At 61.4% G+C, this 21,774-nt stretch carries 17 protein-coding genes; 14 read left to right on the forward strand and 3 right to left on the reverse strand.

Features of this window, described 5'->3' with window-relative positions; translation table 11 throughout:
* Positions 1 to 5: 5 nt before the first annotated feature.
* Positions 6 to 1,418 carry a PLP-dependent aminotransferase family protein gene (locus tag HX873_RS17725; protein WP_177122980.1) on the forward strand — a complete coding sequence of 471 codons (1,413 nt, stop codon included), beginning with the start codon at positions 6 to 8 and terminating at the stop codon, positions 1,416 to 1,418.
* Positions 1,419 to 1,517: 99 nt separating this feature from the next.
* The gene (gene pgm, locus HX873_RS17730) at positions 1,518 to 3,164 is read left to right on the forward strand and encodes a phosphoglucomutase (alpha-D-glucose-1,6-bisphosphate-dependent) (protein WP_087694418.1); all 1,647 of its coding nucleotides are present in this window, start codon (positions 1,518 to 1,520) and stop codon (positions 3,162 to 3,164) included.
* A gap of 127 nt (positions 3,165 to 3,291) precedes the next feature.
* Here pgm and HX873_RS17735 read toward each other — a convergent pair whose 3' ends face one another.
* On the reverse strand, positions 3,292 to 3,987 hold the full coding sequence (locus tag HX873_RS17735) for a pirin family protein (protein ID WP_177122981.1): 696 nt from the start codon (positions 3,985 to 3,987) through the stop codon (positions 3,292 to 3,294).
* 218 nt (positions 3,988 to 4,205) lie between these two features.
* On the opposite strand from HX873_RS17735, the gene HX873_RS17740 reads away from it, so the two are divergent.
* The gene (locus HX873_RS17740; protein ID WP_177122982.1) at positions 4,206 to 6,674 is read left to right on the forward strand and encodes a UvrD-helicase domain-containing protein; all 2,469 of its coding nucleotides are present in this window, start codon (positions 4,206 to 4,208) and stop codon (positions 6,672 to 6,674) included.
* A 121-nt stretch (positions 6,675 to 6,795) separates the two neighbouring features.
* Here HX873_RS17740 and HX873_RS17745 read toward each other — a convergent pair whose 3' ends face one another.
* Positions 6,796 to 7,068, reverse strand: a complete 273-nt coding sequence (locus tag HX873_RS17745; RefSeq protein WP_003217129.1) for a DUF1652 domain-containing protein — start codon at positions 7,066 to 7,068, stop codon at positions 6,796 to 6,798.
* Between the two features lie 261 nt (positions 7,069 to 7,329).
* On the opposite strand from HX873_RS17745, the gene HX873_RS17750 reads away from it, so the two are divergent.
* The 4 genes from HX873_RS17750 to HX873_RS17765 are packed head-to-tail and all read left to right on the forward strand — an operon-like array spanning position 7,330 to position 11,110.
* Positions 7,330 to 8,145, forward strand: a complete 816-nt coding sequence (locus HX873_RS17750) for an AraC family transcriptional regulator (protein ID WP_177122983.1) — start codon at positions 7,330 to 7,332, stop codon at positions 8,143 to 8,145.
* A 49-nt stretch (positions 8,146 to 8,194) separates the two neighbouring features.
* On the forward strand, positions 8,195 to 9,601 hold the full coding sequence (locus tag HX873_RS17755; protein ID WP_177122984.1) for an FAD-binding oxidoreductase: 1,407 nt from the start codon (positions 8,195 to 8,197) through the stop codon (positions 9,599 to 9,601).
* A 27-nt stretch (positions 9,602 to 9,628) separates the two neighbouring features.
* Positions 9,629 to 9,970 carry a cupin domain-containing protein gene (locus tag HX873_RS17760; RefSeq protein ID WP_177122985.1) on the forward strand — a complete coding sequence of 114 codons (342 nt, stop codon included), beginning with the start codon at positions 9,629 to 9,631 and terminating at the stop codon, positions 9,968 to 9,970.
* A 60-nt stretch (positions 9,971 to 10,030) separates the two neighbouring features.
* The gene (locus tag HX873_RS17765) at positions 10,031 to 11,110 is read left to right on the forward strand and encodes a polyamine ABC transporter substrate-binding protein (RefSeq protein WP_003217120.1); all 1,080 of its coding nucleotides are present in this window, start codon (positions 10,031 to 10,033) and stop codon (positions 11,108 to 11,110) included.
* 104 nt (positions 11,111 to 11,214) lie between these two features.
* On the opposite strand, the gene HX873_RS17770 is transcribed toward HX873_RS17765, so the two are convergent.
* Positions 11,215 to 12,009, reverse strand: a complete 795-nt coding sequence (locus HX873_RS17770; protein WP_008433783.1) for a helix-turn-helix transcriptional regulator — start codon at positions 12,007 to 12,009, stop codon at positions 11,215 to 11,217.
* 197 nt (positions 12,010 to 12,206) lie between these two features.
* On the opposite strand from HX873_RS17770, the gene HX873_RS17775 reads away from it, so the two are divergent.
* The 7 genes from HX873_RS17775 (at position 12,207) to HX873_RS17805 (ending at position 21,464) form a co-directional block, all read left to right on the forward strand.
* Positions 12,207 to 13,571 (forward strand): APC family permease, encoded by a 1,365-nt coding sequence (locus tag HX873_RS17775; RefSeq protein ID WP_177021716.1) that lies wholly within the window; start codon positions 12,207 to 12,209, stop codon positions 13,569 to 13,571.
* A 9-nt stretch (positions 13,572 to 13,580) separates the two neighbouring features.
* Positions 13,581 to 14,681 carry a P1 family peptidase gene (locus HX873_RS17780; RefSeq protein ID WP_003217115.1) on the forward strand — a complete coding sequence of 367 codons (1,101 nt, stop codon included), beginning with the start codon at positions 13,581 to 13,583 and terminating at the stop codon, positions 14,679 to 14,681.
* A gap of 364 nt (positions 14,682 to 15,045) precedes the next feature.
* Complete coding sequence (locus tag HX873_RS17785) at positions 15,046 to 16,494, forward strand: serralysin family metalloprotease (RefSeq protein WP_003217113.1); 1,449 nt, start codon at positions 15,046 to 15,048, stop codon at positions 16,492 to 16,494.
* Between the two features lie 74 nt (positions 16,495 to 16,568).
* Positions 16,569 to 16,937 carry an AprI/Inh family metalloprotease inhibitor gene (locus HX873_RS17790; protein ID WP_050550305.1) on the forward strand — a complete coding sequence of 123 codons (369 nt, stop codon included), beginning with the start codon at positions 16,569 to 16,571 and terminating at the stop codon, positions 16,935 to 16,937.
* 104 nt (positions 16,938 to 17,041) lie between these two features.
* Positions 17,042 to 18,793: a type I secretion system permease/ATPase gene (locus tag HX873_RS17795; RefSeq protein ID WP_003217110.1), complete on the forward strand. Its 1,752-nt coding sequence runs from the start codon at positions 17,042 to 17,044 to the stop codon at positions 18,791 to 18,793.
* Positions 18,790 to 20,124, forward strand: coding sequence for an HlyD family type I secretion periplasmic adaptor subunit (locus HX873_RS17800; protein WP_134326661.1), 1,335 nt, complete (start codon positions 18,790 to 18,792; stop codon positions 20,122 to 20,124). Before HX873_RS17795 ends, HX873_RS17800 begins: the two co-directional genes overlap by 4 nt.
* Before the next feature lie 2 nt (positions 20,125 to 20,126).
* Positions 20,127 to 21,464 (forward strand): TolC family outer membrane protein, encoded by a 1,338-nt coding sequence (locus HX873_RS17805; protein WP_087694409.1) that lies wholly within the window; start codon positions 20,127 to 20,129, stop codon positions 21,462 to 21,464.
* Positions 21,465 to 21,774 lie beyond the last annotated feature (310 nt).

Below are 21,774 nucleotides of genomic sequence, written 5' to 3' on the forward strand. Positions count from 1 at the left end.
CAGCGATGAACCTCAGGGACGACCGGCAAACCGACTTCGCCTACCAGGCGGTGTATCGCTACATGATCAACCTCATCGGCGAGGTGGGCACGGATGCCCGGGTAAAACTGCCATCATTGCGGCAGCTGGCGGAGCGCCTGAATGTGTCGATCTCGACCATTCAATACGCTTATTCGTTGCTCGAGAAGGAGGGCCGGGTGTACTCGGTGCCCAAGTCGGGCTACTACGCCTGGCCGGTGTTGAATAAACCGCCAGGTAGCAGCGGTGGCGACCTGCTGGAGCGCCTCTATGCCAGTGCGCGACGTCCGGGAATGCGCATGCTCAGCGCCGATGAGCCGGCACTTGCGGCGTCACTGGACGCAGCGCTGTTGCTGCTCGAGCGCGAACTGTTGCGGCATTACCCGCATTATCTGCAGCCATGGTCGCAGCCCTGTGGCGTGTGGGAACTGCGGGCGACGCTCGCGGCGCGCTATACCTCGTCGCCGACCCGTTGCTGGCAGGCGGACGAGGTATACATCGGCGCCGACTTGCGCGGGGTACTGGAAATCCTGATCGAGGTGCTGGGTCTCAAGGGCGCTGCGATCATCGTCGAATCCCCGTGTGACTGGCTGATCCTGCGGTTGTTGCAGGGGGCAGGCGTGAGGGTTCTCGAATTGCCATTCACGGCGGACGACGGCCTGGACCTGGCGTTGTTCGAGCAATTGCTCAGCACCGAGCCGGTGCAGCTGGCGTTGCTGTCATCCGGTGTCAGCCTGCCGTCCGGCGTAGTCCTGTCCACCCATGACCGCCTGCAGCTAGTGCGATTGCTGGACCAGCATGGCTGTTGGTTGTTAGAAAATGACAGCCATGGTGACCTCGGCTTCGGGCAGCCAATCACCGCGTTACGGGACCTGGCCAATCCCGAGCGGCTGATGGTGTTTTCCACGTTCGAGAAGATGCTCGGGCCGGAAGCGCCGTTTGGCTATTTGCTGTCGCGCCACCTCAGCGGCGAGCTGCAGCGCCAGTTCCTGTTGCGCGCATTCCGGTTGTCCTCTATCCGCCAGCGCGCGATTGCGCGGCTCTATCAAAGCGGGCGCATCGACCAGCATCTGCGGGAGTTGCGACCGCAACTCAAAGAGCAGGCCCGGCTCATGGGCCTGCGGCTGGACACGCATCTGGGCAACCAGGTGAGCTACCGAATGCCCGCCGCTGGCGCGACCTTCTGGTTGCGCTCAGAGGCCCCGGTGGATATGCGCCAGGTGTTCCAGCGCCTGCTCACCCGGCAGGTGGTGATTGCGCCGGGGGAGTTGTTCAGCCTCAGTGGCCTGCACTGCCAGCATCTGCGGCTGAGCCATGCCGTTGACGGCGCCCATAACCTGGAGAATGCCCTGGATGAGCTGGCTCTGGCGCTCAGGCAGGCACAGACCGGCACTGAATGAAATTTCGCTGATTGCTGTAGGATTTATAACGTCGCGGAGCAGTCCAAGTCCCAGTAAACTGCACTTTTTTCCGAATCCTTCTCTTTCCGAGGTTTATGCATGACTCTCAGTCCTTTTGCGGGCAAGCCGGCACCAGCTCAATTGCTGGTAGACATCCCGCGACTGGTAACGGCCTATTACACCGGCCAGCCTGATGCAGCGATCTCCACCCAGCGCGTCGCCTTTGGTACCTCCGGGCACCGCGGCAGCTCGTTCGACCTCAGCTTCAATGAATGGCACGTGCTTGCCATCAGCCAGGCCATTTGCCTGTACCGTGAAGCCCAGGGCATCAACGGCCCGCTGTTTGTCGGCCTCGACACCCACGCGTTGTCCACCCCGGCCGGCGCCAGTGCGCTGGAAGTGCTGGCCGCCAATGGCGTGCACGTGATGCTCGCCGAAGGCGATGAGTACACCCCGACACCGGCGATTTCCCACGCCATCATTTGCTACAACCGCGGCCGCACCAGTGGTTTGGCCGACGGCATCGTGATCACGCCGTCCCACAACCCGCCACAAAGCGGCGGCTACAAGTACAACCCGCCCAACGGCGGCCCGGCCGACACCCACATCACCAAGTGGATCGAAGCCAAGGCTAACGAACTGCTGGCCAATAAGCTGGCCGGGGTCAAGCGCATCACCCATGCCCAGGCGCTGAAGGCCGACACCACTCATCGCCACGACTACCTCAACACCTACGTGGCCGACCTGGTCAACGTCATCGACTTCGATGCCATCCGCAACGCTGGCTTGCGCCTGGGCGTCGATCCGCTGGGCGGAGCAGGGGTGCGCTACTGGTCGGCCATCGCCGAGCATCACCGCCTGAACCTCGACGTGGTGAACACCGAAGTGGATTCGACCTTCCGCTTCATGAGCGTCGACTGGGACGGCCAGATCCGCATGGACCCGTCCTCCAGCTACGCCATGCAGGGGTTGATCGGCCTCAAGGACCGTTATGACGTGGCCTTCGCCTGCGACCCGGACCACGACCGCCATGGCATCGTGACGCCGTCCGGTGGCTTGCTGGCGCCGAACAACTACCTGGCCGTGTCCATCGACTACCTGTTCCAGAACCGCCCCGAATGGCGCGCTGATGCTGCGGTGGGCAAGACCGTGGTCAGCAGCGGCTTGATTGATCGCGTGGCCAAGCGCATTGGCCGTCGCCTGTACGAAGTGCCGGTGGGCTTCAAGTGGTTTGCCGATGGCCTGTTTGACGGTTCGCTGGGTTTTGGTGGCGAAGAAAGTGCCGGCGCCTCGTTCCTGCGCAAGGACGGCAGCGTGTGGAGCACTGACAAGGACGGTTTGATCCCGGCGCTGCTGGCGGCGGAAATGACCTCGCGCAAAGGCCAGGACCCAAGCCAGATTTATCGCGGGCTGACCGATGCACTGGGCGAGCCGTTCGCCATTCGGGTGGATGCCAAGGCGACTCCGGCGCAGAAGGCCTTGTTGGGCAAGCTGTCGCCAGACCAGGTGACGTCCACGCAGTTGGCCGGGGAAAGCATCCAGCAGATCCTCAGCCACGCGCCGGGCAATGACCAGGCGATCGGCGGGCTGAAAGTCATGACTGAAAACGGCTGGTTCGCCGCACGGCCATCGGGCACCGAGGACATCTACAAGATCTACGCCGAGAGCTTTATCGGCGAAGATCACCTCAAGCAACTGGTGGAAGAGGCCCAGGTGTTGGTAGACGGGGCGATCTCGGCTAACTGATACCCAACCTATGACTGATTAACCTGTGGCGAGGGAGCTTGCTCCCGCCGGACTGCGCAGCAGTCCCATTTTTGGGGGCGCTTCGCACCCCAGCGGGAGCAAGCTCCCTTGCCACATTCAAGCTCGGTCAGGCGAGGTCGACCAACACGATCTCGCTGTCCTCAACCGCTGTCACCCGCAGTACCTGCTCATCCTCAACCGCCACACCGTCTCGAGCTTGTGCACGCAAGCCATTGACTTCAATCACCCCGGTGGCCGGTACCAGGTACGCCCGGCGTCCGTTGTCCAGCCGATACTCGGCACTTTCACCGGCTTTCAGGTTTGCCGCTACCAAGCGTGCATCGGCCCGAATCCGCAGGCTTTCGCTGTCTCCGGCCTTGCCACTGGCCAGGGTCACAAAACCTTCGCGGTCACCTTTCGGAAACGGCTTCGCGCCCCACGACGGCGGCAAACCGGCCTCATTGGGTATGATCCAGATCTGGAAAATCTTGGTCGGCGTAGCTTCCAGGTTGTACTCGCTGTGGGCGATCCCGGTGCCGGCGCTCATTACCTGGACGTCGCCGGACTCGGTGCGGCCCTGGTTGCCCAGGTTGTCGGCATGGCTGATGGCGCCTTCACGCACATAGGTGATGATTTCCATGTCCCGGTGCGGGTGCTGCGGGAAGCCGGTGCCCGGTGCGATGAGGTCATCGTTCCACACCCGCAGGTTGCCCCAGTGCATGCGCTTGGGGTCATGGTATTCGGCAAACGAGAAGTGGTGGTGAGCGTCCAGCCAACCGTGATTGGCGCCGCCCAGGGTGTTGAAAGGTCGAAGTTCAAGCATGATCGTCTCCTGTGGATGGGAGCCATCATCCAGCAGCGCCAGATCGATAAAAAGCGTAAAAAATGCTGGATTCCTATCGAATGCTTCGATGCCGATGCTCAGGACTTGTCTTCACTTCATCGCCTAACTGCATGAGCGCAAAGCAATTGGCTGGAACTGTGGGGCATTTGCGGCGACCATAGGGCTCTTGTCCGAGTTAAAGCATCGCAGGAGTCCGCGTGCCGCAACACACCCCCGATCTGCCTCCCGAACTGCGGCCACTGGCCGAAATGCCCCTGTTGAAACGGCTCGCCGCCCGATTATTCGGTCACGGCCTGACGCGCCTGCGGGCACAGCACCGTTTCTCATGGCTGCATGGCCAGGCCGACGGCTTTCGCAGTGGCCACACGGCCGGCGTGGAGTATGGCTATAAGGAAGGCAAGGCGGATGGTATCGAAGAAGGCCGCCAGGTCCTGCTGATTCGTGACTTCCGGCCGGATGAGCACACTGCGCCGGGTGTTGACGACAATCTGTTCGATGATTGGCGCCTGCCGCTGACCGCCGAGTTGAAAAAACGCATCAAGGCTGATGTGGCGCGCCTGCTGCCGGCCCATGCCCAGCCGAGTGCGGCGCAATGGAAGATGATCTTCAGCGACACGCCGTCCACCTCGGTGATCGCCGGCGCCGGCGCGGGTAAATCCACCTCGCTGGTGCTGCGTATCCTGCTGCTGACCCATTACCTGGGCTTCGAGCTGAGCTCGATGACGGTGGTGACCTTCACCCGTGAGTCGCGCAAGGACTTCATCAACAAGCTCATGGAAATTCTCGCCTTGTGGGGCCAACCCCTTGGTATGAAAGAAGCGCAAGCGGTGGTGCGGACCTTTCACTCACGCATCCTGCCAATGGTGCGCAGCCTGCCGGGCCTTGAACGGCTGCAGGCGTTCGAGAACCTCAATGCGCGGACCGAAGCGGGCTTTGATGAGGCCGACAGCAACCCCTTCGAATTGCGGATCAACGACGCCCAGCGCCAGCAACTGAATGCCTGCTATCACCGGCTGCATGGCCGCCATGAACGCTTCCGCGAACTGATCGCCCCGCTGGCGCGCCATGCCCTGCAACTCAAGGAGCTGGAGCGGGATCACCCGGACGTGCAAAAACGCGTGGCGGTGACCGAACTGGCGGCCAAGCGCGATGAAGAACTCTGCGATGTGATCGAAGACCTGTGGTTTCGTGCCGGCGCCTGGCCGATCAAGGGCATCGAGCCCAATCGCCAGACGTTCGATATCAACGGCGCGAAGTTTCACTGCCATGGCTACATTGCCGAACTGGATGCCTGGGTCGTACTGGGCTTCGACCCGCGGGAAAATGCCCAGGTCAGTCGACCCGGGTCCAAGCTGTCAGTACGTGCCGAATGGGCGGTAAAGCGAACCCTATTTCAAGCTTTCTGTCGTAAGCCATTGATATGGATAGAAAGCTACGAGTCTTCCAAGCGGCTTTTAAGCAGCCTGGCAGGTGACGCAACAGCGGGCCCGGGCTTCGATTACAAGGTCAAGGGCGAGCTGGGTTCGGCACCGTTGCTGGACAGCTTTGTTGCCGCCGCCGGGTTCATCGAGAACCTCGGGCTGGATGTGCCCACCGCCGTGGGCAAGATGAGTTTTGCCAAGGATGATCCAGACCGTTTTTACTTCGAGGCACTGAGCATTTTCTGGAAGGCCCTCGAAGATCACTTGCTGGACCAGTCGCCACCGGTCATGACCTACAACCGGATGTTCTCGCTGTTTGGCGAAAACACCCCGGAGAACCTGAAGTTGCTCAGCGACCCGCTGCTACGGCCGATGTCGCACCTGATGATCGACGAATTCCAGGACGTATCGCCGCAGATCGTCTCGTGGATCCGGGCCAGCCTGCGGGAGATCCGCAGCCGTGGGCCGGCCATGCACGTGGGGCGCGGGGCCCAGCGCTCTTCGCTGTTGTGCGTGGGCGATGACTGGCAGTCGATCTATGGCTGGCGTGGCAGTTCGCCCAAGTATTTCATGGAGTTCAACAAGGAGTTCCCGTCACCCACGACCACCCGGGTGATGCTGGGCGAGAACTACCGCAGCCATCAGCACGTGATCGATGCTGCCGAGCACATTGTGCGGGCGGCCCCGGCCATCAGCGGCAAGAAAGCCAAGGCCAGTGGAACCGTGAAGGAGTTGGTGCCGGTCACGGTGCGTGACCGTGACGATGCGGCGCTGGGCCAACAACTGCTGGCGCACTATCAAAAGGGTGATTCGGTGTTAATGCTGTATCGAAAAAGTAGCGATAAGTCATTGATGCAAGAGCATATTCAGTCGGTAGTTAATGTGGATTCTAGTTTGCCGTACGGCAGCCGCCGACTCAAGCAACTGACCTATCACAGCGCCAAGGGCTTGCAGGCGGATGCTGTATTCCTGCTGGGCGACTGCCAGCACTTGACCAGTTCGCCGTACAAGAACCAGGTCTACCGCATGGCAGGACTGGGCAAGGACGGCGATACCGAAGCTTACGACAGCGCGCAGAAAGACGAAGTGCTGCGCCTGGCCTACGTGGGCATTACCCGGGCGGTGAGCCATTGCTATTGGTACGTCGACGGCCAGGATGGCCAAGGGGTGAATGTGCCAAAGGCTTCGGACCGTGTTGCCGGGGACAAACCGTTTTTTGACGACCAGCGCATCAGCAAATCATAAGGGGTGACGTTGAATCCTGTGGCGAGGGAGCNNGGAGTGCGCAGCGCTCCCAGGGTTTTGGGGCTGCTACGCAACCCAGCGGGAGCAAGCTCCCTCGCCACAGGATACCTGCTTCTCCAGATCAAGCCCGTAGCGACAGCGGCGGCACAAACGACTCCAGTTCATCCTCAACCGCCTCGATGATCCGCTCCACGTCAGCAGCGTTCATCACCGTGGCGCAAGGGATACCGGCAATTGCAATCAGGGTTTCCCCGCTGGCGCGGTCGAACAGGCGGGCGATCATACTGCCGGGAGCATCCATGCTCGCCTCAAAGCCCATGGGATGAAAGTGCCAGCGCATCAACTGGCAGGCATTGGGGAATGTCACTTTGTTCATGTTGCCCACCTTGTTCATTGAGCGCTTCCTTTAGCTCGCTGCAGGGGCGCCATGACCGTCACTGGTCCTGGCCGTCGTGAGCACTAAAAATAGCATTCGTTCGCATCGGGCATGGGAGTTTTTTCGTCCCGTCCGGCAGTTGTTTTCAATAACGTTGATATGGGTCACGTGCTGCGTGGTATTAAGCGAAAGGCCATTAGTCGGAAATATCAAATGGCCGTTGAGCGGGTACGGGCAGTTGGGCAAGCTGCCTCTTTTTTCACCGGCGTAGAGCGCTCAATGCAAGACATCATTCCGGATGACTCCCAGAAAACCCAAGCTACGGCCAAGCTGGTACTGCGTCACCATCTGTGCTGGCGGGATCGGGACCTGGATGGAGTGATGTCGTACTACCATCCGGACATCCAGTACCACGATTTCTTCCAGAACCGCGTGGTGGGTGCCGGCGAGCTGCGCGAATACCTGCAATCCAGCATGCCCCGTGGCGCCGACGAAGCGATCGAACACACCGACCGCATCCGCGCCGACGGCGACACCGCGTTCATCCAATACCGCATCACCTTGCGTGGCGGCCAGGGCCTGGTGTCGTTTCGCACCAGCGAAGCGATTACCGTGCGCGATGGCTTGATCTGGCGGGTCAACGAGTACGCCTCCCTGGTCCACGAGCAGTCTGCCAGCCGTCGCGAGACCACACGCCCGACCGTCAGCCGCCTGGGCCTGTCGCCGCAGCAACTGAGCTACATGGCCAACGACCTGCAACAGTACTTCGAGCGCCAGCAACCCTATCTGGACCCCGAGCTGGACCTGCAACGGGTGGCGAAGGAGTGCGGGTACAGCCGCAATCAGATTTCCTACCTGTTGAACCAGGTGCTGGGGCAAAGTTTTTATCGCTACGTCAACCAGGCACGCCTCCAGCATTTGCTGGCTGCACTGGAAATGGCCGCGCCGCCGATCCGCATCGACGAACTGGCGTTTGCCGCCGGCTTCAATTCGACGTCGGCGTTCTACAGCAGCTTCCGCCAGCACACCGGCCAGTCGCCAAAGGCCTACGTCAAACAAATTTCCCTGCGTGCACGCGCGCAAGACAGCCCCTGAGGCCAGGCTCTAGGATCACTGCCATCGAAGTGTGGTGGTGGAGCTTGGCATGCCTGCATGGCGCAATATCAGTTTATGGATGGACCAGCTGGACGAGCCGCTGCTGGCACGCGCGTCCCTGGAGCAGGACCTGGACGTCAACGTGGCCATCATCGGCGCCGGCTACACCGGGCTCTGGACCGCGTATTACCTGAAGCGCCAGGCGCCCGAGCTGAAAATCGCAATCATCGAGGCGCAAACCGCCGGGTTCGGTGCCTCGGGCCGTAACGGCGGCTGGCTGATGGGCAACCTGCTGGGAGAGGACCGCCTGTTGGCCGGCCTGACCCCGGAACAGCGCCGGGCCTCGTTCGACCTGCTGCACGCCATCCCCGACGAAGTCGCGCAAGTGATCGAGCGCGAAGGCATCGACTGCGACTACCGCAAGGGTGGTGTGCTGTATTGCGCCGCGCGCTACCCCGAACAGGAAGCCACCCTGCGTGCGTACCTGGCCAAACTTCACAGCCAGGGCCTGACCGACGACGATTACCGTTGGCTTGGCCCGCAGCAACTGGCCGAGCAGATCCGTATCGCCAAGCCTTATGGCGGCATCTATGCACCCCACGTTGCCACGATTCACCCGGCCAAGCTGGTGCGCGGCCTGGCGCGGTTGGTGGAGCGGATGGGCGTCAAGATCTACGAAAACAGTCCCGTCACTCATTGGCAGTCCGGCAGCCTGCGCACGGACAAAGCCTCGGTGCGCGCCTCCTGGGTGGTGCCGGCGGTGGAAGGGTATGCCACCACGCTGGCTCCGCTGGGGCGCTATCAGTTGCCGGTGCAAAGCCTGATCGTTGCCACCGAGCCGTTGCCGGCCAGCACCTGGGACGAGATCGGCCTGAATCGTGGCCAGGCGTTCGGCGAGAGCAGCCGGCAAGTGACTTACGGCCAGCGTTCGGCGGACAACCGCCTGGTGTTCGGCGCTCGCGGGGGTTATCAGTTTGCCGGCAAGTTGCGGCACAACTTCGAGCTCACCGACAGCGAAGTCGAACTGCGTCGCTACCTGTTCGGCGAACTGTTCCCGCAGCTCAAGAAAGTCCGGATCACCCACGCCTGGGGCGGCAACCTGGGCATGTCCCGGCGCTTCAAGCCGCACATGCTCTGCGATCACGCGGCAGGCATCGCCCTGGCCGGTGGTTACGGCGGCGAGGGCGTAGGCGCCAGCAACCTCGGTGGCCGCACCCTGGCGGACTTGATCCTGGGGCTCGATACGCCGTTGGTTCGCCAGCCATGGGTGATTCAGCCGGGCCGGCTGGACGGGCTCAAGGCCTGGGAACCGGAACCCTGCCGCTGGCTGGGCTACAACGCGATCATCCGCAGTTTTGTGCATGAGGACCAGGTGTTGGCCAACCCCAATACCGCCCCGTGGCGCCGCAAACTGGCCAGCGGGGTTGCCGGGTTCATGGAAGGTTTCATGCACTAAGTCGTTTCAATCACCACAGGTATGAACATGAGCATTATCCAGTTCAAAGACACACTCAGCGCCCATTTGCCGGACTCCTCGCCCGTCGCCGTGCCACTGGGCACACCGGTCGCGGTGGCCTCGACCTTGAGCGTGGAACGTAGCGACGGCGTCGAAACCGGCATCTGGGAATGCACGCCCGGGCGCTGGCGCCGGCAGATCAAAGCCCAGGAGTTTTGCCACTTTATCCAGGGACGGTGCACCTTCACCCCCGACAACGGGGAAATGCTCCACATAGAAGCCGGCGACGCACTGATGTTGCCGGCCAACAGCACCGGTATCTGGGACATCCAGGAAACCGTGCGCAAGACCTATGTATTGATCCTCTGATTCTTTGATCTTTGATCGCCTGCCATAAAAACAGCCCTAAAACCGCCAGGAAATCGAACCATGAGACCCATTGCCCTGTTGCCGCTGGTATTCGTCGCCACCCTCAGCCAAGCCGCCGAGACGGTGAAGATCTACAACTGGTCGGACTATATCGCCCCCGACACCACCAGGAACTTCCAGAAAGAAACCGGCATCGGTTTCACCTACGACGTGTACGACAGCAACGAAACCCTCGACGGCAAGTTGATGACCGGCAAATCCGGCTATGACGTGGTGTTCCCCTCCAACCACTTCATGGCCCGGCAGATCCAGGGCGGGGCGCTGAAGAAACTCGACAAGAGCCAGTTGCCCAACTGGAAGAACCTCAACCCGGTGCTGCTCAAGGCCCTGGAAAACAACGACCCGGGCAACGCCCACGGCTTCCCGTACCTGTGGGGCAGCACCGGTATCGGCTACAACATCGACAAGGTCAAGGCGGTACTCGGCGACAACGCCCCAGTGGATTCCTGGGACCTGATCTTCAAGCCCGAGAACATGCAAAAACTGCAGAAGTGTGGCGTCGCCATCCTCGACAACGGCCCGGAGCTGCTGCCGGCGGCGCTCAACTACCTGGGCCTGCCGCACCACAGCAAGAAGGCGGAAGACTACAAAAAGGCCGAGGACCTGCTGATGAAAGTGCGGCCATACGTGGCGTATTTCCACTCCTCGAAATACACCGCCGACCTGGCCAACGGCGACATCTGCGTGGCCGTCGGCTTCTCCGGCGACATCCTCCAGGCCGAAAGCCGCGCCAAGGAAGCCAAGAATGGCGTGAATATCGGCTACAACATTCCGAAAGAAGGCGCCGCCATCTGGTTCGACATGGTCGCCATGCCCGCCGATGCCCCGGATGAAAAAGCCGGCTATGCCTTCATGAACTACCTGCTACGCCCGGAAGTGATGGCCAGCATCACCAACTACGTGCACTACGCCAACGGCAATGCCGCGGCGGACAGCCTGGTGGACCCGGCAATCAAGAGCGACACCAAGGTGTACCCAAGTCCGGAAATGATGGGCAAGTTGTTCGCACTGGAAGCAATGCCGCTGAACATCGACCGGATTCGTACGCGGGTGTGGAACACCATTCGTACCGGGCGTTGATGATCGTTCCCACGCTCCGCGTGGGAATGCATCCTGTGACGCTCCGCGTCACGACTTCAAAAGCGCATGCGGAGCGTCCAGGGCGGCGTTCCCACGCCGCGGAATCAAGGATTCTCCAAGTCATGCCCCAACGACTGGATAAACAACGAAAACAGCTCCGGCTGCGACGAGATATCCAGCTTGGCATACAGGTGCCGACGATGAACCTTGACCGTATCCGGCGAGATATTCAGCCGTTCGGCCATGGCTTTTGACGAAAACCCGCGCAACACCAATCGCGCTATTTCCAGCTCCCGTTCCGACAACACACCACAGCCGAAATGACTCAACGCGTCCCGTATCTGGCTGGCCATTTCCGCCGGCGCGGCCACTCGCTGGGTGCTTTGCTGCCAATGCTGCTGCATCAACGGCAACACCCAGGCCGCGAGCATGGTCATCAACCCCGTTTCCTCGCCGGTAAACAACCGCTGCATCCCCAACGACAGCGATAACGTCCCCGCACCCGGCAATTGCAGGATGAATTGCACCTCGTCTTCCAGCACGTTGTCGTGGAAGTAATTGAGGAAGTATTCACTCTGGCGAAAATGATCCGGCGCCACTTCCTCAAGGCGGTACACGCCACTGGCATACCCCTCGCGACACGCCTGGAAAAACGGGTCCAACAGGTACAAGCCATTCAGATAAACCAGCATCGACGCCGGTTTGCTGCTCGGTTGTGCGTCGTATTCTTCCAGCGCTTCGGGCGGGCCATCGGCGGGGTAGAAGATCGCCAGGGCATTGTCGAAGGGCAGGCATTGGTGCAGCAACAGCACCAGTTGCTTCCAGAAACGCCCGGTGCCGATCTGTGCGACGGTACGCCCCAGGCCCGCGTGCATGCCGACTTCCCTGAACAGGCTCATGTGCAGCTCCACGCTAAGGATTCAGGCCGCAAGGGTTCGACTTTTGCCCGGCGGCGTCAAGGGGAGTACTCCAATAGGGGAATTGGCCGATTTACACAGAGTGTTTAAGTTGGCCGTCAGTCAGTGGGGAACATACCCTGCGCCGCTTCACCTTTTCGTTTCTGCCTCAAACCAAGAACAATCAAGAGGATAACGATATGAGTGCTCCTTCCACGCCCGACGGCGTGCTGAAACCCACCCTGAGCGTATTCGATGTAGTGGCCATCACCGTCTCGGCGGTCACCCCGGCCAGTTCAGTGTTCGTGATTGCGCCGTTTGCCATCCAGCAGGCCGGCAGCGGGGTGTTCCTGGCCTTTGTGATGGCCGCCTTGCTCGCGCTGATGTTCGCCTTTTGCTACGCCGAACTCGGGCGTGCCCACAACAGCGCCGGCGGCGAATACGTGTATGCCAAGCGGGTGTTCGGCGGCATGGCCGGCTACGCGACGTTCCTCACGGTACTGGTGATGCTGCTGTTTATCCCGCCGGTACTGGCCACCGGGGCGGCGACTTACCTGAATAACGCCCTCGGCACCCAATTCGATTCGCAAACCGTGGCCCTGGTGATTGTGGTGTGCAGCTACGCCCTGGGCATCCTCAATATCAAGCTGAATGCCTGGATCACCGGCACCTGCCTGCTGCTGGAAGTGGCGGCGTTGCTGGTGATCGTGTTTATCGGCTTCGGCAACCCGGTGCAGCCGGTCAGCGTGCTGTTGCAACCGCAAATCGTCGAGAACGGCGTGCTGCACCTGGCGCCCTGGGCGCTGGTCATCGGCGCGGTGGGCATCGGCCTGTTCTCGTTCAATGGCTACGGTCCCGCCGTCTTGCTGGCCGAAGACATGAAGTGCGGCGGCAAGGGCGTGCACAAGGCGGTGTTGTGGTCCCTGGGCCTGGTGGTGGTCATCGAGCTGGTGCCGATCACCGCCTTGCTGATCGGTGCGCCATCCCTCAGCGCGATGATCAGCAGCCCCGACCCGATCGGCTACCTGCTGACCAGCCACGGTAACGAAACCCTGTCGCGGCTGGTCAGCGCCGGGATCTTCCTGTCGGTATTCAACGCCATCGTCGCCATCGTCATCCAGATTGGCCGGGTGGTGTTCAGCAGCGGCCGCGATGCGCTGTGGACACCCACCATCAACAAACTCTTCACCCGGATTCATCCACGCTGGGATTCCCCGTGGTTGGCTACGCTGTTCCTGGCGGTCCCTTCGGCATTGCTCAGCTTCAGCTCCAACCTGGCGGACCTGACGTCTTTCAGCGTGCTGCTGATCATGCTGGTGTACCTGATCGTGGCGTTGAGCGCGTTGATGAGCCGGGTGTTGCTGCGTGACCGCGAGCACCCGTATCGCATGCCGTTGTGGCCGGTGCCGGCCTTGCTGGCGGTGCTGGGCGCCGGCTACCTGTTGGTGACCCTGGCGATTGCCGCCTCGGTTCGCGACATCATGATTATCATCGGCCTGTTGGCACTGTCGGTGATCCTGTATTGCATCAGTGGCCGGTTGAGTCCGGCGTTTCAGAAATTGTAAGGAGTGGTTATGCGTGCACGTCAATTGGGCATCACCTTGGGACTGGGTACGCCCGGTGAGTTGAATGCCATCACCGACGTTCCAGGGGTTCGGGTCGGCCACAGTACGATCAAGACCCGCATCGACGGCAAACAGGTACGTACCGGCGTGACGGCGATCCAGCCCCGGGCCGGTGCCGCGCGGTATCAGCCGTGTTTTGCCGGCTACCACGTGCTCAACGGCAATGGCGACGCCACGGGGCTTGAGTGGATCAGCGAATCGGGGTTGCTGACCACGCCGCTGGCGATCACCAACACCCACAGCATCGGGATTGTGCGCGACACGCTGATCGCCCTGGAGCGCGAAAGCCTCGAAGACCCCGCCGTGTACTGGTGCATGCCGGTGGTGATGGAAACCTACGACGGCTTGCTCAACGATATCTGGGGCCAGCACGTCGGCCCGGAGCATGTGCGCGAGGCGCTGGCCAACGCCGAATCCGGGCCGGTGGCGGAGGGCGCCGTGGGCGGCGGCACCGGGATGATCTGCCATGAGTTCAAGGGGGGCATCGGTACCGCGTCACGGCGCTTGCCGGCGGAGCAGGGTGGCTGGACCGTCGGTGTGCTGGTGCAGGCCAACCATGGCAAGCGTCAGGAACTGCGCGTGGATGGTTACCCGGTAGGCCGGCAATTGATGGACATCCCGTCACCCTTTGCCGATCGCGGCACACCCGGCATGGGATCCATCGTGGTGATCATCGCCACCGATGCGCCGTTGCTGCCCCATCAATGCCAGCGCCTGGCACAACGCGCGTCCATCGGGATTGCGCGCACGGGTGGCGGTACCGAGGACTCCAGCGGGGACCTGTTCCTGGCGTTCGCCACCGGCAATCAGGATTTGCCGGTGGCCGACTACGGGCGCAAGGGCTCGCCCCTCAGCACAGCCCTGCAAATGGTCAATAACGACCACATTTCACCGCTGTTCAGCGCGGCGGCGGAGGCCGTGGAAGAGGCGATCATTAATGCCATAGTGGCCGGCGAAGACATGACCACCGACCAGGGTGTGCGGGTGCCCGCGCTGGATGCCCACACGCTCCTGCAGGCATTGCGCCAAACCGGCTGGCGCGGCCAGTAAGTAAACTAAGTCTTGTCCCGGTAATACGGGACAAACACTTAAATAGTGGCCAATCAATACTAACAATGACACGGTGACACTTTCTTAGTGCACCTCAGTCAATACTTTGGATCCATTCGTGGCTAAATGTCTTTAGGAGTATTTAATATTTAAATAGCTGGATTTAAATAAGGCGCTATTTACCAGTGTTTGCAGGTTTTGTTCACCGGCCCAACTTTATCCTTGGATAAAAACCGCTGGACGAATGATTTCAGGTTGTGTCAGTTTTCTTTCGCCTTCAAAAGGGGCGAGTGATCGGACTTACTCGCCAGAGTGGGTCCGGTCGGACAAAAACTGTTCCACTTGCAAACAAGGAAGTACGTTTATGTCAAAAGTAAAAGACAAAGCTATTGTGTCGGCGGCTCAAGCAAGTACCGCTTACACCCAGATCGATAGCTTTAGCCATCAATACGACCGCGGTGGCAACCTCACGGTCAATGGCAAACCGTCGTTCACCGTTGACCAGGCCGCCGACCACCTGCTGCGTGAGAACGCCGCGTACCGGGACGTGGATGGCAACGGCAAGATCGATCTCACCTACACCTTCCTGACTTCGGCTTCGAACGCGACCATGAACAAGCATGGGATCACCGGGTTCAGCCAGTTCAACACCCAGCAGAAAGCACAGGCCGTACTGGCCATGCAATCCTGGGCCGATGTGGCCAATGTCACCTTCACCGAGAAAGCCTCCGGCGGTGACTTCCACATGACCTTCGGCAACTACAGCGGCGGCCAGGACGGCGCAGCGGCCTTTGCCTACCTGCCAGGCACCAACGCCAAGTACAACGAAAGCGGCCTTGACGGCACTTCCTGGTACCTGACGAACAACAGCTACACGCCGAACAAGACCCCGGACCTGAACAACTATGGCCGGCAGACCCTGACCCACGAAATCGGCCACACCCTGGGCCTGGACCACCCTGGCGACTACAACGCCGGGACCGGCAACCCTTCGTACAAAGACGCGGACTATGGACAGGACACGCGTGGCTACAGCGTCATGAGTTACTGGAGCGAGAGCAACACCAACCAGAACTTCAGCAAAGGCGGGGTAGAAGCCTACTCGTCCGGCCCGCTGATTGACGACATCGCCGCGATCCAGAAGCTCTACGGCGCCAACTACAACACCCGTGCCGGTGACACCACCTATGGCTTCAACTCCAACACCGGGCGTGATTTCCTCAGCGCCACTTCATCGGCCGACAAGCTGGTGTTCTCGGTGTGGGACGGTGGCGGCAACGACACCCTGGACTTCTCCGGTTTTACCCAGAACCAGAAGATCAACCTCAATGAAACCTCGTTCTCCGACGTTGGCGGCCTGGTGGGCAACGTTTCCATCGCCAAGGGTGTGACCGTGGAGAACGCCATCGGCGGTTCGGGCAACGACCTGCTGATCGGTAACGCAGCCGCCAACGTCCTCAAGGGCGGTGCCGGCAACGACATCATCTTCGGCGGCGGCGGTGCAGACCAGCTGTGGGGCGGCTCAGGCAACGACACCTTCGTGTTCGGCGCCAGCTCCGACTCCAAGCCGGGTGCGGCGGACAAGATCTTCGACTTCACCTCGGGTTCCGACAAGATCGACCTCACCGGCATCACCAAAGGTGCAGGCCTGACCTTCGTCAACGCGTTTACCGGTCATGCCGGCGACGCGGTGCTGTCCTACGCTTCGGGTACCAACCTGGGCACATTGGCCGTGGACTTCTCCGGGCACGGCGTGGCGGATTTCCTCGTCACCACCGTTGGCCAGGCAGCCGTCAGCGACATCGTGGCCTGATACACGCGTAAAGGAGGGTGGCGCACACGCGCCGCCCTCTGCCCTTGCATCCACCCCATGAACGGGCGAAGGTGATGACGCTATTTCGCAGTACCGTGGCCTGGAGTTTCCAGGTGTTGCTTATGTCGGCAGGAGCCACAGCAATGGCAAGCAGTCTGGTTTTACCTACTTCCGCGCAGTTGGCCGGGCATTGGGCGCTGCATCAGCAAGAGCAGGTGTGCGCACTGGACTTGATTGAGCAGGCTAACGCGTTGGGGGGCGATGTGGAGTGCGCCGGACAATGGCTGGGGGAAGCCCCCGTTAGTTGGACGCCTACTCCCGATGGTATTTGGCTGATGAATGCCGAAGGCACCGGCATAACCCATTTGAATCGCCAGAAAGAAGGCGAATATGAAGGTCGCGCAAAAAACGGCGCGGTATTGATATTGCAACGTGCACCGTAATAGTTCGTTATAACGATATAACCCGATTTTAATGTTTGCCCGCCCCTTATTGGGGCGCTCGGTAAACTATTGCGCGTCATTCGGCTCAGGGAAGATCAGGCAACATGGCGAAGACCACTCCCGTTGCACCACTGTTCAAGGCACTCGGCGACTACAAAAGTATTCTGATCAGTATTGGCTGTTTCACGGCATTGATTAACGTATTGATGTTGGTGCCGTCGATTTATATGTTGCAAGTCTACGACCGCGTGCTGTCTTCACAGAACGAAACCACCCTGGTGATGTTGACGCTGATGGTGGTGGGGTTCTTCGCCTTTATCGGTGTGCTGGAGGTGATCCGCAGCTTTATCGTGATTCGCATCGGCAGCCAACTGGAGCGGCGTTTCAACCTGCGGGTCTACAAGGCCGCTTTCGAGCGCAACCTGCAACGGGGCGAAGGCCATGGCGGGCAATCCCTGGGGGACCTGACCCACATCCGCCAATTCATCACCGGGCCTGCGCTGTTCGCGTTTTTCGACGCGCCGTGGTTTCCGATCTATCTGTTCGTGATTTTCCTGTTCAACGTGTGGCTGGGTGTCTTGGCCAGTGCCGGTGCCGTGCTGCTGATTGCCCTGGCGTGCCTTAACGAATACCTGACCAAAAAGCCTCTGGGTGAAGCCAGCGGTTATTCCCAGCAATCCACCCAATTGGCCACCAGCCACCTGCACAACGCCGAAACCATCCAGGCCATGGGCATGCTCGGTGCATTGCGCAAGCGCTGGTTCAAGGTGCATTCGCAGTTCCTGGGCCTGCAGAACAAGGCCAGCGACACCGGCTCGATCATCAGTTCCCTGAGTAAATCCCTGCGCCTGTGCCTGCAATCGTTGGTGCTGGGCCTGGGTGCGCTCCTGGTGATCAAGGGCGACATGACCGCCGGGATGATGATCGCAGGCTCCATTTTGATGGGTCGGGTGTTGAGCCCCATCGACCAGTTGATTGCCGTGTGGAAGCAATGGAGTTCGGCCAAACTGGCCTACCAGCGCCTGGACAACCTGATGCGCGAGTTTCCGCCCCAGGGCGAGCAGATGGCCTTGCCGGCGCCCAAGGGCAATGTGAGTTTCGAGCAAGTCAGCGCAGGCCCGCCGGGGCGACGCGTGCCAACCTTGCATCAAGTCAGCTTCAACCTGACTGCGGGCGAAGTGCTCGGCGTGCTGGGTGCTTCCGGCTCCGGCAAGTCGACGCTGGCCCGCGTGCTGGTGGGCGTATGGCCAACCCTGGCGGGCACCGTGCGCCTGGACGGAGCCGACATTCATCGCTGGGACCGCGACGACCTCGGGCCGCATATCGGTTATCTGCCCCAGGACATCGAACTGTTCAGCGGCAGCATCGCCGACAACATCGCGCGCTTTCGCGAAGCCGACCCGGATTTGGTGGTGCAGGCCGCCCAACAGGCAGGCGTGCACGAATTGATCCTGCGCTTGCCCCACGGCTACGACACCGTGCTCGGTGACGAGGGCAGCGGCCTGTCCGGTGGGCAGAAACAACGGGTCGCCCTGGCCCGCGCGCTGTACGGCGGGCCACGCCTGATCGTGCTCGACGAGCCCAACTCCAACCTCGACACCGTGGGTGAAGCCGCCCTGGCCAGCGCGATCATGCAGATGAAAGCCCAGGGCAGCACGGTGGTGCTGGTGACTCACCGTTCCTCGGCGTTGGCCCAGGCCGACAAGCTGCTGGTGCTGAACGAAGGTCGTTTGCAGGCATTTGGTCCGAGCCAGGACGTGCTGCGCGCACTGTCCGGCCAGCAGGAAGCACCACGAGAAAAGGCCGGGGTCAGCCTCAGCCGTCAGTATCAAGCCGGAAGGAATCCAGGCGCATGAGCAGCGACAGCAGCATTCAAATCAACCGCGATTACGAACAGACCCACCCCGAGCACGACGCGCGTTTCTTCGCCCGCATGGGCTGGCTGCTGACGGTGGTCGGCGCCGGCGGGTTTTTCCTCTGGGCCAGTCTGGCGCCGCTGGACCAGGGGATCCCGGTACAAGGCACGGTGGTGGTCTCGGGCAAGCGCAAGGCGGTGCAAACCCTGAGCCCCGGCGTGGTCAGCCGGATCCTTGTGCGTGAGGGCGAGGCGGTGAAGCAGGGCCAGCCGCTGTTCCGTCTCGACCAGACGCAGAACCAGGCCGACGTGCACTCCCTGCAAGCCCAGTACCGCATGGCCTGGGCCAGCGTGGCACGGTGGCAGAGCGAGCGGGATAACCAGTCGACGATCACCTTTCCGCCCGAGCTGAGCGGCAACCCGGATCAAGCCCTGGCACTGGTCCTCGAAGGCCAGCGTCAACTGTTCAGTAGCCGCCGCGAAGCCTTTGCCCGGGAACAGGCCGGGATTCGCGCCAGTATCGAGGGCGCTACGGCGCAACTGAACGGCATGCGTCGCGCCCGTAGTGACCTGACGGCCCAGGCGCAATCCCTGCGTGACCAGTTGAACAACCTGCAACCCCTGGCCGACAACGGCTACATCCCGCGCAACCGGCTGATGGAATACCAGCGGCAACTGTCCCAGGTGCAACAGGACCTGGCGCAGAACACCGGCGAAAGCGGGCGGGTGGAGCAGGGCATCCTCGAGTCGCGCCTCAAGTTGCAGCAGCACAGCGAGGAGTACCAGAAGGAAGTGCGCAGCCAACTGGCCGACGCGCAGCTGCGCAGCCTGACCCTGGAACAACAACTGACCTCCGCCGGTTTCGACCTGCAGCACAGCGAGATCAACGCGCCCGCCGATGGCATCGCGGTCAACCTGGGCGTGCACACCGAAGGCGCCGTGGTGCGTGCCGGTGAAACCCTGCTGGAAATCGTGCCCCAGGACACCCGCCTGGAAGTCGAAGGGCGCCTGCCGGTGCACCTGGTGGACAAGGTCGGTGCGCACTTGCCGGTGGACATTCTCTTCACCGCCTTCAATCAGAGCCGCACGCCGCGGGTGCCGGGGGAGGTGAGCCTGATCTCCGCCGACCAGATGCTCGACGAAAAAACCGGCATGCCTTACTACGTGCTGCGCACCACCGTCAGCAGCAGCGCCCTGGAGAAACTCCATGGCCTGGTGATCAAGCCGGGGATGCCCGCCGAGATGTTCATCCGCACCGGCGAGCGCTCCTTGCTCAATTACCTGTTCAAGCCGCTGCTGGACCGCGCCGGCTCGGCATTGACCGAGGAATGAGCATGAAGCCGATGTTCATCGCCTTGCTGCTCGCCTGCAGCAGCGCCCAGGCCGCCATGGGCCCGTTCGATGTCTACGAACAGGCCCTGCGCAACGACCCGGTATTCCTTGGTGCCATCAAGGAGCGCGACGCCGGCCTGGAAAACCGCACCATCGGCCGCGCCGGCCTGCTGCCCAAGCTCTCGTACAACTACAACAAGGGCCGCAACAACTCCCAGGCCACCTTGCCCGACGGGCGCGGCGGCAATTATCACGATGACCGCAACTACAACAGCTATGGCTCCACGTTCACCCTGCAACAGCCGCTGTTCGACTACGAAGCCTATGCCAACTACCGCAAGGGCGTGGCCCAGGCACTGTTTGCCGACGAGAGCTTCCGCGACAAGAGCCAGGCGCTGCTGGTGCGGGTGCTGACCTATTACACCCAGGCGTTGTTTGCCCAGGACCAGATCGACATTGCCCGCGCCAAGAAAAAGGCCTACGAGCAGCAGTTCCAGCAGAACCAGCATCTGTTCCAGCAGGGTGAGGGCACCCGCACCGACATCCTGGAAGCCGAGTCGCGCTATGAGCTGGCGACTGCCGAGGAGATCCAGGCGCTGGATGAACAGGACGCCTCGCTGCGCGAACTCGGGGCGCTGATTGGCGTGCAGAGCGTCAATATCAACGACCTGGCGCCGCTGAACCCGGGGTTTGCCGCCTTCACCCTAACCCCGGCCAATTACGACACCTGGCACGAACTGGCGCTGACCAACAACCCCAACCTGGCCTCGCAACGCCAGTCCGTGGAAGTGGCGCGTTATGAAGTGGAGCGCAACCGTTCGGGGCACCTGCCACGCATCACGGCGTATGCCAGCTCGCGCCAGCAGGAATCCGACAGCGGCAACACCTACAACCAGCGCTACGACACCAACACCATCGGCATCGAAGTCAGCATGCCGTTGTATGCCGGTGGCGGCGTCTCGGCTTCCACCCGCCAGGCCAGCCGCGCCATGGAGCAGGCCGAGTACGAACTGGAAGGCAAGACCCGCGAAACCCTGATCGAACTGCGGCGCCAGTTCAGTGCTTGCCTGTCGGGCGTCAGCAAGTTGCGGGCGTATCAAAAGGCGCTGACCTCGGCCGAAGCGCTGGTGGTCTCGACCAAGCAAAGCATCCTCGGCGGCGAGCGGGTCAACCTCGATGCGCTGAACGCCGAGCAGCAGTTGTACAGCACCCGTCGCGACCTGGCCCAGGCACGGTACGACTACCTGATGGCCTGGACCAAATTGCATTACTACGCGGGCAACTTGCGTGACACCGACCTGGCCAAGGTGGACGAGGCGTTTGGTCCTGAGAGCCGCTGATGCCTGGACGAGTAGCACTTGGTGCAAGGGAGCTTTGGTGGCATGGGCGTTTGTTTTGGCAAGGGAGCTTGTTGTGGCAAGGGAGTTTTCTGTGGCAAGGGCGCTTGTTGTGGCGAGGGAGCTTGCTGTCGCGAGGGAGCTTGCTCCCGCTGGGGCGCGAAGCGCCCCCAAAATCCCAAACCCAAAAAAACACAAACCCCGCTCAAAAGGCGGGGTTTGTGTTTATAGACACTCCAGCTGCGTGGGGCTGGTTATCTACAGGATCTCAGAGTTTCAGGAGCTTCGCGCCTGGCGTTTCATCTCAGGGGTC

Source organism: Pseudomonas sp. P7758, from assembly GCF_013386485.1.
Lineage (GTDB): Bacteria > Pseudomonadota > Gammaproteobacteria > Pseudomonadales > Pseudomonadaceae > Aquipseudomonas.

Bases quoted from the DNA above. Each gene is read 5' to 3' on its own strand.
- HX873_RS17770 (WP_008433783.1), bottom strand. From the start codon at position 12,009: ATGAGCCTGTTCAGGGAAGTCGGCATGCACGCGGGCCTGGGGCGTACC.
- HX873_RS17785 (WP_003217113.1), top strand. From the start codon at position 15,046: ATGTCAAAAGTAAAAGACAAAGCTATTGTGTCGGCGGCTCAAGCAAGT.
- HX873_RS17795 (WP_003217110.1), top strand. From the start codon at position 17,042: ATGGCGAAGACCACTCCCGTTGCACCACTGTTCAAGGCACTCGGCGAC.
- HX873_RS17775 (WP_177021716.1), top strand. From the start codon at position 12,207: ATGAGTGCTCCTTCCACGCCCGACGGCGTGCTGAAACCCACCCTGAGC.
- HX873_RS17800 (WP_134326661.1), top strand. From the start codon at position 18,790: ATGAGCAGCGACAGCAGCATTCAAATCAACCGCGATTACGAACAGACC.
- HX873_RS17745 (WP_003217129.1), bottom strand. From the start codon at position 7,068: ATGAACAAGGTGGGCAACATGAACAAAGTGACATTCCCCAATGCCTGC.
- pgm (WP_087694418.1), top strand. From the start codon at position 1,518: ATGACTCTCAGTCCTTTTGCGGGCAAGCCGGCACCAGCTCAATTGCTG.
- HX873_RS17725 (WP_177122980.1), top strand. From the start codon at position 6: ATGAACCTCAGGGACGACCGGCAAACCGACTTCGCCTACCAGGCGGTG.
- HX873_RS17780 (WP_003217115.1), top strand. From the start codon at position 13,581: ATGCGTGCACGTCAATTGGGCATCACCTTGGGACTGGGTACGCCCGGT.
- HX873_RS17750 (WP_177122983.1), top strand. From the start codon at position 7,330: ATGCAAGACATCATTCCGGATGACTCCCAGAAAACCCAAGCTACGGCC.
- HX873_RS17735 (WP_177122981.1), bottom strand. From the start codon at position 3,987: ATGCTTGAACTTCGACCTTTCAACACCCTGGGCGGCGCCAATCACGGT.
- HX873_RS17760 (WP_177122985.1), top strand. From the start codon at position 9,629: ATGAGCATTATCCAGTTCAAAGACACACTCAGCGCCCATTTGCCGGAC.
- HX873_RS17790 (WP_050550305.1), top strand. From the start codon at position 16,569: ATGACGCTATTTCGCAGTACCGTGGCCTGGAGTTTCCAGGTGTTGCTT.
- HX873_RS17765 (WP_003217120.1), top strand. From the start codon at position 10,031: ATGAGACCCATTGCCCTGTTGCCGCTGGTATTCGTCGCCACCCTCAGC.
- HX873_RS17805 (WP_087694409.1), top strand. From the start codon at position 20,127: ATGAAGCCGATGTTCATCGCCTTGCTGCTCGCCTGCAGCAGCGCCCAG.
- HX873_RS17755 (WP_177122984.1), top strand. From the start codon at position 8,195: ATGCCTGCATGGCGCAATATCAGTTTATGGATGGACCAGCTGGACGAG.